Annotated in this window: 15 protein-coding genes and 1 pseudogene; 9 read left to right on the plus strand and 7 right to left on the minus strand. The window is 69.5% G+C overall.

Annotation, left to right across the window (positions count from 1 at the left end; translation table 11 throughout):
- Positions 1–70: 70 nt before the first annotated feature.
- A complete protein-coding gene (gene ggt, locus QFZ75_RS07995) occupies positions 71–1,882 on the minus strand; it encodes a gamma-glutamyltransferase (protein ID WP_307535037.1) in 1,812 nt (603 codons plus the stop codon).
- A 104-nt stretch (positions 1,883–1,986) separates the two neighbouring features.
- On the opposite strand from ggt, the pseudogene QFZ75_RS08000 reads away from it, so the two are divergent.
- A pseudogene (locus QFZ75_RS08000) lies at positions 1,987–2,192 on the plus strand (hypothetical protein); the annotation flags it as partial.
- 259 nt (positions 2,193–2,451) lie between these two features.
- On the opposite strand, the gene QFZ75_RS08005 reads toward QFZ75_RS08000, so the two are convergent.
- On the minus strand, positions 2,452–2,664 hold the full coding sequence (locus QFZ75_RS08005) for a hypothetical protein (protein WP_307535040.1): 213 nt from the start codon (positions 2,662–2,664) through the stop codon (positions 2,452–2,454).
- Between the two features lie 349 nt (positions 2,665–3,013).
- Positions 3,014–3,586 (minus strand): TetR/AcrR family transcriptional regulator, encoded by a 573-nt coding sequence (locus QFZ75_RS08010; RefSeq protein WP_307535042.1) that lies wholly within the window; start codon positions 3,584–3,586, stop codon positions 3,014–3,016.
- Between the two features lie 64 nt (positions 3,587–3,650).
- Here QFZ75_RS08010 and QFZ75_RS08015 point away from each other — a divergent pair, with 64 nt between their 5' ends.
- The gene (locus QFZ75_RS08015) at positions 3,651–4,622 is read left to right on the plus strand and encodes an SDR family NAD(P)-dependent oxidoreductase (RefSeq protein ID WP_307535044.1); all 972 of its coding nucleotides are present in this window, start codon (positions 3,651–3,653) and stop codon (positions 4,620–4,622) included.
- Between the two features lie 236 nt (positions 4,623–4,858).
- Here the strand turns inward: QFZ75_RS08015 and QFZ75_RS08020 are convergent, their stop codons facing one another.
- A complete protein-coding gene (locus tag QFZ75_RS08020) occupies positions 4,859–5,422 on the minus strand; it encodes a dihydrofolate reductase family protein (RefSeq protein ID WP_307535046.1) in 564 nt (187 codons plus the stop codon).
- A 414-nt stretch (positions 5,423–5,836) separates the two neighbouring features.
- Here QFZ75_RS08020 and QFZ75_RS08025 point away from each other — a divergent pair, with 414 nt between their 5' ends.
- Positions 5,837–6,430 carry a TetR/AcrR family transcriptional regulator gene (locus QFZ75_RS08025; protein WP_307535048.1) on the plus strand — a complete coding sequence of 198 codons (594 nt, stop codon included), beginning with the start codon at positions 5,837–5,839 and terminating at the stop codon, positions 6,428–6,430.
- Positions 6,431–6,535: 105 nt separating this feature from the next.
- A complete protein-coding gene (locus QFZ75_RS08030; protein WP_307535050.1) occupies positions 6,536–7,273 on the plus strand; it encodes an NADPH-dependent F420 reductase in 738 nt (245 codons plus the stop codon).
- 147 nt (positions 7,274–7,420) lie between these two features.
- Here QFZ75_RS08030 and QFZ75_RS08035 read toward each other — a convergent pair whose 3' ends face one another.
- The gene (locus tag QFZ75_RS08035) at positions 7,421–7,813 is read right to left on the minus strand and encodes a helix-turn-helix domain-containing protein (RefSeq protein ID WP_307535051.1); all 393 of its coding nucleotides are present in this window, start codon (positions 7,811–7,813) and stop codon (positions 7,421–7,423) included.
- Between the two features lie 95 nt (positions 7,814–7,908).
- Here QFZ75_RS08035 and QFZ75_RS08040 point away from each other — a divergent pair, with 95 nt between their 5' ends.
- A complete protein-coding gene (locus QFZ75_RS08040) occupies positions 7,909–8,778 on the plus strand; it encodes an NAD(P)H-binding protein (RefSeq protein ID WP_307535053.1) in 870 nt (289 codons plus the stop codon).
- Positions 8,779–9,041: 263 nt separating this feature from the next.
- Here the strand turns inward: QFZ75_RS08040 and QFZ75_RS08045 are convergent, their stop codons facing one another.
- Positions 9,042–9,899 (minus strand): SDR family NAD(P)-dependent oxidoreductase, encoded by an 858-nt coding sequence (locus tag QFZ75_RS08045; protein WP_307535055.1) that lies wholly within the window; start codon positions 9,897–9,899, stop codon positions 9,042–9,044.
- A gap of 170 nt (positions 9,900–10,069) precedes the next feature.
- On the opposite strand from QFZ75_RS08045, the gene QFZ75_RS08050 reads away from it, so the two are divergent.
- From QFZ75_RS08050 to QFZ75_RS08060, 3 genes are all read left to right on the plus strand, one after another.
- Complete coding sequence (locus QFZ75_RS08050; protein WP_307535057.1) at positions 10,070–10,924, plus strand: helix-turn-helix transcriptional regulator; 855 nt, start codon at positions 10,070–10,072, stop codon at positions 10,922–10,924.
- Between the two features lie 303 nt (positions 10,925–11,227).
- Positions 11,228–11,875 (plus strand): DUF6461 domain-containing protein, encoded by a 648-nt coding sequence (locus QFZ75_RS08055; RefSeq protein WP_307535059.1) that lies wholly within the window; start codon positions 11,228–11,230, stop codon positions 11,873–11,875.
- Between the two features lie 152 nt (positions 11,876–12,027).
- On the plus strand, positions 12,028–12,891 hold the full coding sequence (locus tag QFZ75_RS08060) for a DUF1963 domain-containing protein (protein WP_307535061.1): 864 nt from the start codon (positions 12,028–12,030) through the stop codon (positions 12,889–12,891).
- A gap of 136 nt (positions 12,892–13,027) precedes the next feature.
- Here the strand turns inward: QFZ75_RS08060 and QFZ75_RS08065 are convergent, their stop codons facing one another.
- Complete coding sequence (locus QFZ75_RS08065; RefSeq protein WP_307535063.1) at positions 13,028–13,387, minus strand: helix-turn-helix domain-containing protein; 360 nt, start codon at positions 13,385–13,387, stop codon at positions 13,028–13,030.
- A gap of 98 nt (positions 13,388–13,485) precedes the next feature.
- Here QFZ75_RS08065 and QFZ75_RS08070 point away from each other — a divergent pair, with 98 nt between their 5' ends.
- Entirely contained in the window at positions 13,486–14,325 is an 840-nt protein-coding gene (locus QFZ75_RS08070) for an enoyl-CoA hydratase/isomerase family protein (RefSeq protein WP_307535064.1), read from the plus strand.
- Positions 14,326–14,469 lie beyond the last annotated feature (144 nt).

A 14,469-nucleotide genomic window follows, 5' to 3' on the forward strand; every position in this document is an offset into this window, starting at 1 on the left:
GCCTCACCCCGCGCCGCGACACGCCCGGGCCGGGCCCTGCCGGGGCGCGGGAGACCGCGCGGCAGGCCGGCTACCGCGCCGGCCGCACCACCATCGCCGACCCTCCGCCGCGCCGCACGGTCTCCGCGGCCGCCAGCCACTTCCCGTCCGGCAGCCGCTGGACCCCCGTCGCCGCGCCGATCTCCGGATTCTGCCGGAACCCGTGCCCGAGGGCTTCCAGCCGCGCCCGCACCGGGCTGCCCCACAGCCCCGGTTCGAGTTCCGTGGTCGTCTGGTTGCGCTGGCTGGCCCGCGGAGCGGCGATCGCGTCCACGAGCGGCAGCCCGCGGTCGAGGAACCCCGTCAGCGTCTGCAGGACCGTCGTGACGATGGTCGCGCCACCGGGCGACCCCAGCGCCACCACCGGCTTCGCGTGCCGGTCCAGCACGATCGTCGGCGAGATCGACGAGCGCGGCCGCTTGCCCGGTCCGGGCAGGTTCGGGTCGTGCACGGCCGGATCGGCCGGCGCGAAGGAGAAGTCGGTCAGCTCGTTGTTGAGGATGAACCCGCGGCCCGGGACGGTGATCCCGCTGCCGCCGGTCTGCTCGATGGTGAGGGTGTAGGCGACGACGTTGCCCCACTTGTCGGCCACCGTCAGATGGGTCGTGTTCTCGCCCTCGTACGTCGTCGGCGCGGCCGTGCCGCCGGTCGCGCAGGCGGCCGGACGACGCGGGTCGCCCGGCGCCAGCGGACTCGTGAGCACCGCGTCGTCCTTGATCAGGCACGCGCGCGAGTCGGCGAACTCCTGCGACAGCAGTTCCTTCGCCGGTACGTCCTCGAAGGCGGGGTCGCCCACCCAGCGCCCCCGGTCCGCGAACGCGATCCGGCTGGCCTCGATGTACCGGTGCAGGTACTGGACGTCGGTGGCCTTCGAGAGGTCGGTGTTCTCCAGGATGTTGAGGGCCTCGCCGACGGTCGTGCCGCCGGAGGAGGAGGGCGCGATGGAGTAGACGCCCAGACCGCGGTACGAGGTCTTCGTGGGCGCCTGCCGCTTGGCCCGGTACGCCGCGAGGTCCTTCAGCGAGAGGTCGCCCGGGCGGGCGTCGTAGCCCGATCCCGGCGCCACCGGCGGCTCGTTGACCGTGTCCACGATGTCCTGGGCGAGGCCGCCCCGGTAGAGCGTCCCCACGCCCTTGCGGCCCAGCTCCTGGTACGTACGCGCCAGGTCGGGGTTCTTGAACGTCGAGCCGACCACCGGCAGCGAACCGCCCGGCAGGAACAGTTCGGCCGTGTCCGGGAAGTTCCTGAACCGCGCCTCGTTGGCCTCGGTCTGCGAGCGGAACGTGGCGTCGACGGTGAACCCGTCCCGCGCGAGCCGCTCTGCGGGCTTCAGCAGCGACCCGAGCCCCTTGCTGCCCCAGCTGTCCAGCGCCGTCCGCCAGGTGGCGGGCGTGCCGGGCGTGCCCACACCGAGCCCGCTGGTCACCGCGTCGGCGAACGGGATCGGCCGGCCGTCCTCCAGGAAGAGCCCCTCGTCGGCCGTCAGGGGCGCCGTCTCGCGCCCGTCGATCGTCCGCACCGTACGGGACTTCGCGTCGTAGTAGACGAAGTAGCCGCCTCCGCCGATGCCCGACGAATAGGGCTCGGTGACGCCGAGGGCGGCCGCCGTGGCGACGGCCGCGTCGACCGCGTTGCCGCCCTTGCGCAGGATCTCCACCCCGGCGGCCGAGGCGTGGGCGTCGACGCTCGCGACGGCCCCGCCGTATCCGACGGCGACCGGAGCCTTCTCCGCCGGTCCCGAGCCGCCTGCGGCGCCCCCCGAGGAGGGCGGCGCCGCTCCCACCGACACCATGGCGGCCAATACCGCCGGCACAGCAAACCTCCGCGCGACCGAGCGCCCCATCCGTACCTCCAGTGAACGACCGTCCGCGCAGCGTAACTTCCCCGGCACGGCCGCGTCAGGCCCCTCTCGAACACCGAGGCGTGTGACCGCCACCATGCGCGCCCATGACTGACGACGTGCGCAACACCGTCCCGGGGTGATCGCGGCGGGTCTCGGCGCCTCGCTGGGCTGGATCGCCCGGACCTGCCGGTGGAAGCGCAGGCTCCGCCGCAAGCAGGCCTTCTCCGGGCTGCCCGACCACTCCGAGTCGCTGCTGGTGGTCAACCGCGACGCGGGCGGCCCCGATCCGGCCGTCCACCGCTACGACGTGTTGCACAGCCGACGTCCAGCTGCGCAGCAGTACGCAAACGGCCGCTGCCCGGGAACGAAGTCCCGGGCAGCGGCCGTGAAGAGTGTGGTCGTGGAGGGCGGTCGCCTACGCGGCGAAAGGCTCCATGAGGCTTCAGCCGAACGATCGTCCTCATGGGCAATAGGTGAGGCCCGGGGACACTGTCCCCTCCACAACCACATTCCTTCCAACCAGCACGCGTTCGCGAATGTTCCCCATCCCGGACAGCGGCCGGGGGACGTCAGCGGCCGGTGTCGTTGATACCTGCGGCAAGCTGCCCGGCCATATCGGTGACCCACTGCCCAAAAGCTGTCGGGGCGACCAGTACGCCGAAGACCAGCACGATGAGAACGGTCAGCTGTTCATCGGTACGCTTCCGCGCCTCTGTACGGCGCCGGAGCCGGACGACGATGACGACCGCCAGGAGAACCGCAACATTGATCGACAGAACCATGAGCCCCTCCTTCGCACGTGCACCCCTGGATTCAGAAGTAGCGAGCGCGGACAGCGGCGGCAGCCCGGATACGTGGAGATGGCAACAAAGAGCGCAGGAACGGCCGGAACGGCCGGCTTGCGCCCCTGCGGTGGAGCGGACCATCGAGACGCGCCGCACGATGACAGCCGGCGCGCGGTACGCGTACTACCCCGGCGTCACCGCCCCGGGCGGGCTGCACATCGACCCTACGGCGCCCCTGACCGAAGCCCGGGACTCCCGCGCCGTCACCGCGTACTGGCAGACCATGATGACCGACAGCGAGCGGCGCAGGTGCCGACTCCGGGCACAATCGGCACACCGCGCGCCTTCAGTGCACCAGGAGCTCGATGGCGACCTTCAGGCGCTCGAGGTAGGACTCCCGCGTTGCGACCTGGTGCTTGAGGCCGATCGATGCGCTGATCATCGTCTGCGCGACGGGGGCGGCCGTCTCCTGTCCTGACTCGGCGGCGATCGCACCCGTGATCAATTCCTCGAAACGCCGTGGAGCGGTCCGTGCGATCTCTCCGAGGAGGTCGGGGTTGTCCGCCATGACCGCAGCGACATCGCGTGCCAGCGGGCCGACGTAGCGGCCCGCCCATTGGTCGAAGGCTTGGACGAGGCGCTCCGGAAGAGGACGGTCGGCATCGGCCAGGACGTCTTCGACCACTGCGATGTCACGTTCCAGGGCCTGGGTCGCGGCGGCACGGAACAGAGCCTCCTTCGAGGAGAAGAGGAAGTAGAGCCCGGGGCGGGAGATGCGCGCCGCCCGCGCCACTTCCTCCATCGAGGTCTTCCCGTAGCCGAATCGAGCGAACGTCGCGAGAGCGGAATCCAGAACCGCGGTCCGACGGTCGGTATCGGTGGTTGGCGGCGACAGGGGGCCGGCCTCGGAGCTGCTCATGAGGTGAGCATAAGAGAACGAGACTGACTATACAAGTTCAGTCTAATATGTATAGTTCCGTTGCATGACGGCTCGCACACCTCTCTCCACGTCCTTCACCGCCTCCAGCACCGCGGACGAGGTGGCACGGAGCGTTGACCTCACCGGCATCCGCGCGATCGTGACGGGAGCTTCCTCCGGGATCGGAATCGAGACGGCTCGCGCGTTGACCGCAGCTGGGGCACAGGTGACGCTCGCCGTGCGGAACACGGCTGCGGGGGACGCCGTCGCAGGATCGATCGAGAGATCGAGCGGAGGGATCCGCCCCCGAGTCGTCCGTCTGGACCTTGCCGACAGGGCCACCGTCACGTCGTTCGTCGACGCGTGGAGCGACCCACTTCACCTGCTGGTCAACAACGCGGGCGTGGTCACCGGTGGCCTCGAACGCACCCGTGAGGGCTGGGAGTTGCAGTTCGCGACAAACCATCTGGGTCACCTCGCACTCGCCATCGGCCTGCACCGCGCCCTGACCCTCGGAGCGTCCGACCGCGACGGGGCACGGATCGTCTCGGTCAGTTCGACGGCGCACATGCGTTCCGGCATCGCCTTCGACGACCTCCACTTCGAGCGGCGCAGCTACGACCCGCAGATCGCCTACGCCCAGTCGAAGACGGCGAACTCCCTGTTCGCCGTTGAAGCGACCCGTCTGTGGGCGTCCGACGGCATCGTCGCCAACGCGGTGAATCCTGGCGGCGTCGCGACGGGTCTGCAACGGAACTTCACCGCGCAGCAGAAGCAGTCGCTCGATGCAGCCGAGGCCGCCGGAGTCTTCACGTACAAAACGGTCCAGCAGGGAGCCGCCACCACCATGGTCGCGGCCGTCACCCCGCAGTTCGCCCACTCCGGAGGCCACTACCTCGACGACTCGCAGGAGGCCTACACCGTGCCGAACGATGCCGACCTCGCGCAACACCCGCACGGCGTCAAGGAATGGGCGCTCGATCCCGCCATCGCCGAGCGCCTGTGGGCGGTCTCGGCCGACCTGCTCCGCACCTGATCTCCCGGCGCCACGACACCCCGCACCCGACTTTCCAGGCAGCGACGGGACACTCCGGTCGGAGCTTTCACCCTTTCGGGTGGCGGGGATTCCGGTCCGGCGCGTCGGGGGAAGCACCGCCGGCACCTCGGCTTCACGGGCTCTCGCCTGTGGGCTGGGCGCGTGCGCGGCGCAACCGAGCCGGCTCCTCCGGTGTCACCCGCGGAGCCTACGGCCCAGGGCTCCCGGACGGGCGCTCAGCGCCTCGTCTCGTACCTGGTCAGGATCACGCCGCAGGGAAACGTCCGCGTCTCCACCAGGTTCAGGTTCACCCAGTTGTCCAGCGCGGTGAAGAACGGCGTGCCGCCGCCCACCAGGACCGGCGCGGTGGCCAGCACGTACTCGTCGATCAGCCCGGCCCGCATGGCCGCCCCGGCGAGCGTCGCGCCGCCGATGTCCATCGGGCCGCCGTCCTCGGCCTTGAGCCGGGTGATCTCGGCGACCGCGTCGCCGGTGACCAGGCGGGTGTTCCAGTCGACCTTGTCGGTCGTCGAGGAGAACACCACCTTCGCCATGTCCCGCCAGCGGCGCGCGAACTCGATCTCCGCCGGGGTGGCGTTGGGCTGCTGGTCGCCGGTCGGCCAGTAGGAGCTCATCGTCTGCCACAGCTTGCGCCCGTACAGCGACAGGTCGGTCGCCTGCAACCGGTCGGACCAGAACTGGAACAGCTCGTCGCTCGGCACGCTCCAGCCGATGTCGTCGCCGGGCGCGGCGGTGTAGCCGTCCAGAGTCAGGTTCATGCCGTAGATCAGTTTCCGCATGGCGCCAGCCTTCCGTAAGTCGGTCTCACGCGTACAGACCGGCGCGGCGCGGGAAACTCATCGGTGCGCGATCCGAGCTCGTTTGCAGTCCTGGTGCCCGGTGGCTCAGCCGCAGACTCATCGTTCCGCCGAGGAAATGGCATAGATCTGAGATCGATCTTGGGGAGCCTGCGCATCCAGCCCGCCGGTGACGCCGGAAGCCGCCAGGACCGGCAGTGCGCGCACCGCGCCCACCCGGTTCCGCACGGCTCCTGCCCTGCGCTCTGCGGCCAGCCATGACGAGCCCTGTCCTGTCCGGGCTCCGCGGCCAAGCCGACGATTTGACCGGATGCTGCCTCCGTTTTACTCTCGGATACATGCGGAGGCAGCATCCGTTTTGATGCGGCCGCAGGGTCGAGGCAGACAGGAGGGCGTATGAGCGCCGGTGAACAGCGGGGACGCAAGCCCCGCGCGGACGTGCAGCGCAACCGCGCCGCCCTCCTGGAGACCGCGCAGCGTCACTTCCTGCAGCATGGGGTCGGCACGTCCCTGGAGGCGGTGGCCAAGGAGGCGGGCGTCGGGCCCGGCACCCTGTACCGGCACTTCCCCACCCGGGAGGCGCTCCTGGCGGCCGTGCTGCAGACCCGCTCCGAGGAGTTGGTGGCCCGCCAGGCGGGCATCGAGCAGCTCGACGACCCCGCCGAGGCGCTGGAGCAGTGGCTGCGGGCGATGGAGGACTACTTCAGCGCCTTCAGCGGGCTGCCGGAACCGCTCATGGCTGCGGCCAGGGCCCAGGAGCCGGACAACCCGCTCACGATCCCCTGCGACATCCTCATTACCGCCACCGATCAGTACGTGGAAGCGGCGCAGGGCGCGGGGCACGTGCGCGCGTCGGTGCGGGGGCACGACCTGTTCCTCGCGGCCTGTTCCGTTGCCTGGATCAAGGGCACCGGCATGGAGGAGGAGCCGCTCGACCGGCTCCGCACGCTCATCGCCAGCGGCTACCGAGAGCGGAACACCCGGGCGTAGCCGCAAGCCCCCCCAACCCGGCCCCCGCAACACCGAGTGGCATCGCCACCCGGCCATCACATCCCGCTGCCCTCAGGGGCAGTGCAACCACCCAAAGGACAAATCATGAAAATTACCGTGATAGGCGCTGGCGCCATCGGCGGGAACCTCGCTGCCAAGCTCAGCACGGCCGGTCACGACGTCCAGGTGGCCGACGCCCGCGGCCGTGCGGTCGTTCGGGCCGAGGTGCTGGAATCCGGTGCCCGCGCGGCGGAGCTCGCCGACGCCGTACAGGGCCGGGACGTCATCGTCCTGTCGATCCCGTTCGGGGTGGCGGGCCAGTTGGCGGACCTGTTCGCGTCGGTGCCCGAGGAGACGGTGGTCATCGACACCTCGAACTACTACCCCGGCATGCTCAGCGAGCCGATCGAGGCGGTGGACAACGGCCAGGTGGAGAGCATGTACACCGCCGAGCTGCTCGGCCGCCCCGTGGTCAAGGCGTGGAACGCAGCCCTGGCCGGAACCCAGCAGACCCGGGGCGTTCCGGCCGGAACGCCCGGCCGCCTCGCCATCCCCGTCGCCGGCGACTCCGAGGAGGCGCGGCGGGTGGCGATGCAGCTCGTGGACGACACCGGCTTCGACCCCTACGACGCCGGCACGCTGGCCGAATCCTGGCGCCAGCAGCCGAACAGCCCCGCCTACTGCACCGAGCTGACCCTCGACGAGCTGCCGGCGGCCCTGGCCGCGGCCGACCGCGCCAAGGACGCGCGCATCCGCGACAGCGTGCCGGAACGCTTCGCCGCCCTCCCGGCCGCGGCCACTTTGGAGGACGTCGTCGAGATGAATCGCGCCGCCCACCGCTAGGACGTGTCGTCCGGATCAGGCGAGGCGGACGGTTCGAACGAAACCGCCTGGTGCGACCAGGTCGGTGACGACTACTCGCTCATGCACGCCGCCACAGCGTAAACGGGCAGGTCGTGACCGGGCAGGTGCTGTGGGTCTCTCCCTCCTTCACGGTGCCGCTTCGAACCGGGCGCGGGCAGCCAGTAGTTCGATCTCGTGGGTGACCGCCCACCGGCCGAGTGCGAACAGCGGCTCCTGGAGTGAACGGCCGAGGTCGGTGAGGGCGTATTCGGTCCTTGGGGGCACGCTCGGGTGGACCGTCCGGCTGATGAGCCCGTCACGTTCCAGCGAGCGCAGGGTGCGTACCAGCATGCGACGGCTGAGGCCCTCGACGGAGCGGTCGAGTTCGTTGAAGCCGTAGCTGCGTCGCGACAGCAGTGACAGCAGCAGCGGGCTCCATTTGTCCCCGATCCGGGACAGCAGCGCCGTTGCCGGACAGTACTGATGATCGGCGACGGTGACCGGCGAAGTGACTCCGGCAGCGGGCTCAACTTCCGGCATCTCATGGGGAGGTGACATCAATGTGCCTTCTTCCGGGAGCAACGTGGGTCGCCAATCATCAGGTTACGCACACGGCGCAGACAGAGGAGAGCTTCATGATCATGGTGAGCGGGGCATCGGGGAACCTGGGTCGGCGGACCGTTCAACACCTCGTACAGCGCATCGACGCTTCCCGCGTCCTCGCGCTGTCGCGAACCCCGGACGCGATCGGCGATCTGGGGGTCCGTTCCCGCCACGCCGACTTCGACGAACCGGATTCACTGGTCCGGTCCCTGGACGGTGCGGAACGGCTGCTGATCGTCAGTATCGGGACCGGCGACCGGCTGCCCAAGCACGCCCGGGCCATCGACGCCGCGGCGAAGGCCGGGGCCGGCCATATCGTCTTCACCTCGCTCACCCGCGCCGCCGAACCGGGCCATCCCAGTCCCCTCGTTCCCGACTACGGGGCCACGGAGCGGCTGCTGGCGGAATCCGGGGTGCCGTTCACGGTGCTGCGCTTCAACGTATGGGTGGAGATGCTGACCCTGGTCGGGGTGGCCGGCCGAGCCGTGGCCACCGGAGTCCTTCCCAGCAATGCGGGAAGCGGACGGGTCGGTCATCTCACGCGCGACGACAGTGCCTCGGTGGCCGCCGCCGTACTGGCCGACGGCGGCAGCCTGGGAGAGGTGGTCGAGGTCACCGGGCCGCAAGCAGTGACCGACGCCGACATCGCCGCCGCGCTGACCGAGGCCACCGGCCGCCGCGTACGGCACGAGGAGGTCAGCGACGACAAGCAGCCCCAGCGGCTCGTCGAACAGGGGATCACCGAGCAATTCGCCCACGCCTGGAGCGCCTCGGGCATCATCAAGCGCAACGGCTGGTTCGACATCACGACCCACGCGGTGGAACGGCTCACCGGGCGAGCACCCACCCCGATCGTCGACTACTTCATCGCGCGCCGGGCCGAGCTGGTCACCCCTCGATAGAGGCAGAGACTGCCCGGACACAGACGGCCCTCATCCGTCGGGTCTGCCCGGACAGGACGCCGACGGGATGCCGGGAAGGTCTCAGCGGCGGTGTGGTCTGCGTCGGCGGGGGCCGCGGCGTGAGCGGACGGGAGGTATGCCCCGCACCATCGGGCGCCGATCCCACACGCGAACAAGTTCTGGGCGATCGCCGTATCGCGGCTCGGTGCCGGTGAACCCATGCCCGAGGGAGCTGCACCCGAAGTCGCACCTGGTGCCTGGTCTCAGATGCCGGTTCCGGTGAGAGCGGCGGTTGCCTGCCAGAGCCTCTTGGCGACGGCCCCGTCCAGGCCGGCCCGGCTGGGCTTGCGGACCAGTGGGGAGCCCGTGAAGCTGAACAACCCGTCCGGACCGACGTAGGCGTTGCCAGGAACGTCTTGCGTGGCCGCGTACATGAGCGGCAGCGCTCCGTGTTCCACGTCCTGGACCAGGAACGGGAGCCGGTTGACGAGTCTCAGCGGCGAGTGCGTGACCAGTCCGGTCCGCGCGACGCCAGGGTGAGCGACGACCGAGCGGACATGGCTGCCCGAGGCGGTCAAGCGGCGCTGCAACTCCAGCGAGAACAGCACCACGGCGAGCTTGGACGCCTCGTAGACGGCCAGCCCGTTGTACTTGCGGGTGCGCCAGTCGAGGTCGTCGAGGTCCAGCCTGCCAAAGCGGTGCAGCTGGCTGGAGACCGTCACCACGCGGTCGGTCAGCCGGGGCAGCAGCAGGTTGGTGAGCACGAACGGCCCGAAATAGTTCGTCGCGGTCTGAACGTCCAGGCCCTGCGCGGTGCGCGCCGCCGGGATATCCATCACCCCAGCGTTGTTGATCAGAACATCGACGGCACCGGTGTACGCGGCCGCGAACGCGTGGACCGAGTCCAGATCGGCGACATCGAGGTGCCGGACATCGAAATCTCCGCGCATACCGGCCACTGCCCGGCGCGCCTTGTCGACGTTGCGCACGGCCAGCACCACGTGAGCGCCGGCCCGTGCAAGTTCGCGAGCGGTCACCAGCCCGATCCCCCCACCGGCGCCGGTGATCACTACTGTCACGCCGGTCATGCTCGGCAGCCGGTCCGCAGTCCATTCGGCCATGGTGAAACTCTCCAGACGCTCTCTTACCGGGTTCCTGACGTCGTCCAGTACAAAGGGCCTGTGTCGGCGGATGAAGGACTTGCCCAGCCACTGAATGGCAGGGCGTGGCTACCCGCGTTCACCTGCCGGACAATGAGGTGGAGGCAGACAGCGTGCGAAGTGGGGAGCACATGGCGGACACGGCACTGGACAGTGATGGTCTGGCCGATTTCCTGCGCGGACGCCGGACGTCCCTGCAACCCGAGGACGTCGGGCTGCGCCGCGGTGTGCGACGGCGCACGATCGGGCTGCGCCGGGAAGAGGTCGCCGAACTGTGCGACATGTCGGCCGACTATCTGGCCCGCTTGGAACGCGGCAGCGGTTCCCAGCCGTCGCAGCAGATGGCGGCGGCCATCGCCCGGGGCCTGCGCCTGACCCCGGACGAACGCGACCACCTGTTCCTGCTGTGCGGGCACCGCCTCCCGACACGGCACCTACGCGAAGCGCACATCAGTCCTGGGCTGCTGCGCGTCATGGACCGGCTTCAGGACACCCCGGCACAGATCGTGGGCCCGGTCGGTGAAACGCTGCAGCAGACGCCGCCCGCCGTAGCGCTGCTCGGCAACGAAACGCACCACACCGGCCCGGCGCGCAGCGCCCTCTACCGATGGTTCAACGACCCCGGCGCCCGCCATCGGTACCTGCCCGAAGACCACCATCAGCACAGCCGCGTCTATGTCTCCACCCTGCGCGCCGGCGCCGCCGCGCAAGGGCCCGGGTCCTCAGCCGCGCTACTCGTGGCCGACCTGCAGCACAACGAGGAATTCGCCGAGCTTTGGAACCGCCATGAAGTGGGACTGCGGTGGAGCGGCGCCAAACGCTTCGTCCACCCTCAGATCGGACGCATCGACGTGTACTGCCAGACACTGCTCGACCCCGACCAGGGACAGTCGCTACTCATCTTCACCGCCACACCCGGCACGGAGAGCCACGACAAGCTCGCCCTGCTGACCGTGCTCGGCACCGACACATTTGCAGGCTCCTGACCCACTTGCGGCTTCGGCCGTCAACCTTCTTCTCGCCGTCGAAGCCCCTGGCTGCGGCACTCACCGCCCTGATCACCGAAAGCAATACCCGAGCACGTGTGCTCGTTGGATGCATCTCGTCGTTCTGAATTACCGGTGAGGCACGTCCAGTTGAGGGATGTGGCGAGAGGGGGGCCGGGGGGCGGGAGGCTACGGTAACCGTCGTCATTCCCCGATGGGGGCACTGCCGGACGCAGGTCCTCCCGGCGTCACCTGCGGCACCGCTGCCGGGGAGGCCGCCCGCGCCGCTGAGGAAAGAGGTCCATGATGCCCACGCCCGGCTTCCCGCCGCATACGCTCGATCCCGAAGGAATGCCGATATGGATCACTGATCTGGCCTCCGAAGACCCGTACCACATCCTGCACGTCGTGCACGGCGTCGAACCGGCGGAGGCGCTGGAAAGGCTCGGCGCCAGGACGAGGTTGACGCAGCCCTGCGAACTGCCCGACAGCAGGCCGGACGAGTGGACGTCACTGCCGTGCGCGGCTCTCGGTATGGACCCGGGATCGTCCGCGGCGCTGTTGGCGGGACGCGTCGGCGAGTGGACCTTCGTCTACGACGACTCCGGGTTCACCTCCGAGAACGCGGCGAAGGCACTGTCCGCCGATGGACGGACGGCGGCCACGAGCGTGTTCAGCATCAACGGGGACGCCAGCCTCACCTATGCCGTCGACGGCAAGCAGGTCGCCTGGGTCGACGTCGGCGGTCTCGCCCCGGAGAAGGATCTTCCCCGTATGCCCGCCGAACTGCGCGCGGCCTTCGAAGCCGCCGGCACCGTGGAGGAGGAAGGCATCGAGCCGGGCGAGGCCGACAGCTCCATCGCCATGCGTGCCGTCTGCGCTCTGGCCGGCCTCCCGCTCACCCTGAGCGCCCTGCGTCAGGTCCCGCTGGTGGTCCTGCCGTTCGGCTGACGGTGCGTCGGTCGGGCGAGCGGCACCGTCCAATCCGCCGGAGGAGCCTTCGGGAGTCTGCGCGTGGCGCCCTGTCGTCGACCGCCAACGGGTGTTTCCTGCAGGGGAGATGCGTCGACGCCGCCCTCCGCTTCGCTCGGTACGGTGCGCCCATGACATCTGCGATACGGGCCCGGTTCCGTCCCTTCCGTGAAAAAGCCGAGGTCCACGGCGTGCCGGCCGACGATGTGGAGCGGTGGCTGGCCACAGCCCGTCCCTGCGCCACCCTGACACTGTCCGACGACGACCCCGGACCGGTCGTGGGACGGTTCGGCGGCCCCCTGCTGCTTGCGGCCGACACCCCGGACCCCGGACACCCCTTCGTGGCCTCGGTCGACCTGGCCGCACTGCCGGCCGGCGCGACGGACCTCCTCTTGCCGCCCGACGGCCGGTTGCTGTTCTTCGCCCTGCCCGAGGCCGGGGACGACACCTCCATGGGAACGGTGATCCACGTGCCGGCCGACGCGGCCGTCACACGTCGGGATCCGTACGCCTGGAACTCGGCGAACATCGCCGAGGACGACAGGGTGTTCGCGAGCTATCCGGAGGGGCCGCTCCGCGTGCGGACCGACGTGTCGCTCCCCCACCACCAGTTCATCGTTCCCGCCGGTGAGGAGGAAGCCGTACACCTTCCCGGGCATCCCTACTGCTCCGAACTCGTCGAGATCTGGGAGGACACCAAGGACCTCATCGCTCCCTCGGCGCAGATGCAGCTCGGAGGATACGCGGACGAGGAGGCCGTGGAGTTCGACCCGGTCGACGTCGCGGCGTCCCTCGCGGCGCAGGCGGTGGACGCCGGCCACTGGGACGGTCCCGTCTCGGACGACGTGGCCGACTGGGTGCTCCTCGCCGACTGGTACGCCGGCAGGGACGTGAAGGGGCGGGAAGGCGCGACCGTCCACTGGGTGATCCAGCGCGAGGACCTCGCGGCCCGACGCTTCGAGCGCGTGTTCACCACCGTCTTCTGGAACCCCTGAGCAGGCCATGACGGGGGCGCGGCTCTTCTCCGTAGCTCTCGCCTCCGAGGACCGACTTCCGTGGGGAAACGCTCCCACGACGCGATGGTTCCGCTTCGGTCGCGTTCACCATGCACGGACGGCGTGGGCCTCGGCTTCAACTGCGCGTATGCCGCTGGTCGTAGCGGGAGCGGGAGGCGTCCACCGTGTCGAGGTGATTGCCCACCCACCTCAGCAGGGTCTGCAGAGGGTCCTGGAGGGTGCGCCCCAGAGGGGAGATGCGGTACTCGACCGCCACGGGCTCGGTGGACAGGATCACTCGCTCGATCACGCCGTTGCGTTCCAGCCGCCGCAGGCATGCCGTCAGGGATTTCGGGGTGACCGCGGGCAGGTGCTGGCGAAGCTCGTTGAAACGCCGGGGGCGATCGCACAAGGCGTCCAGCACCAGTAGCGACCACTTGTCGAAGAGCTGGTCGAGTAGTTGTCGACCGTTGTCACCGAGCTCTATGTGGGTCACGTCGGTCTCCTCGGGGATACCTGATTTCGTTGCAGTATACCAGAACTACTAGATATACGTTGGATATCTAGTAGTTCGATCCGTGAGGAAGGCTCCCTATGGCCGACACCTACTCGACCCTGCATGTCTCTGTCACCGACGGTGTGGCGTACGCCATCATCGACAACCCTCCCGTCAACCTGCTCGATGCCGCCCTCATGACGGACTTGGACCGGTTCACGGGCGCCATGTTCGCCGCCGCCGACGTCCGAGTGATCGTTTTCGACAGCGCGGATCCGGACTTCTTCATCGCGCACGGAGACATGCGCATCGCCGAGGACCCTCAGTCGTTCGCGGCGCTTGATATCGCCTCGGAGCAGGACCCCTCCTTGAATCCGATGATGCGCCTGCACGAACGCATCCGGACCCTGCCGCAGATCACCATCGCCAAACTGCGCGGGCTGGCACGCGGAGGCGGTGCGGAACTGCTGTCCGCGATGGACATGAGGTTCGCGGCTCGTGAGCATGCCGGCTTGGCCCAGCCGGAAGACACGATGGGCATCATCCCGGGCGCGGGAGGCACCGTCTATCTGCCCGGCCTCGTCGGCCGCGCACGCGCGCTGGAGATCATTCTCAGCGGCCAGCTGGTCGATGCCCCGACCGCGGAACGGATGGGCTGGGTGAACCGGGCCGTGCCGGCTGCCGAGCTCGACCACGTCGTCGACACCCTGGCCGCCCGCATCGCCGCCCTGGCGCCCGGCGTTGCCCGCGCCACGGTCGAGGCGGTGGACGCCGCAGCGGTGTCCACCGCCGGTGGCCTGGCCACGGCGAACGAACTGTTCGGCCAGCTCTTCAGCACTCCCGACGCGGGCCGCCGCGGAGAGGCGGCACTGGCCGCCGGCGCGCAGACCCGGGACGGAGAGCGCCACCTCGAGGCCCTGATCGACGGCCTCGCCTGAAGCAGCTTGGTGAACTCTTCTCGTCCTGGGGTCTGAGGTTGATGACGAAGGGCTGACGGGAGTGCGTGACGTGGCAGGGCTCCTGGTCGTCCGGTTGGTGATCCCACTCATCGACGTCTCGACACAGGAGCCCTGTTGGCCCGT

The organism is Streptomyces sp. V3I8, from assembly GCF_030817535.1.
GTDB lineage: Bacteria > Actinomycetota > Actinomycetes > Streptomycetales > Streptomycetaceae > Streptomyces.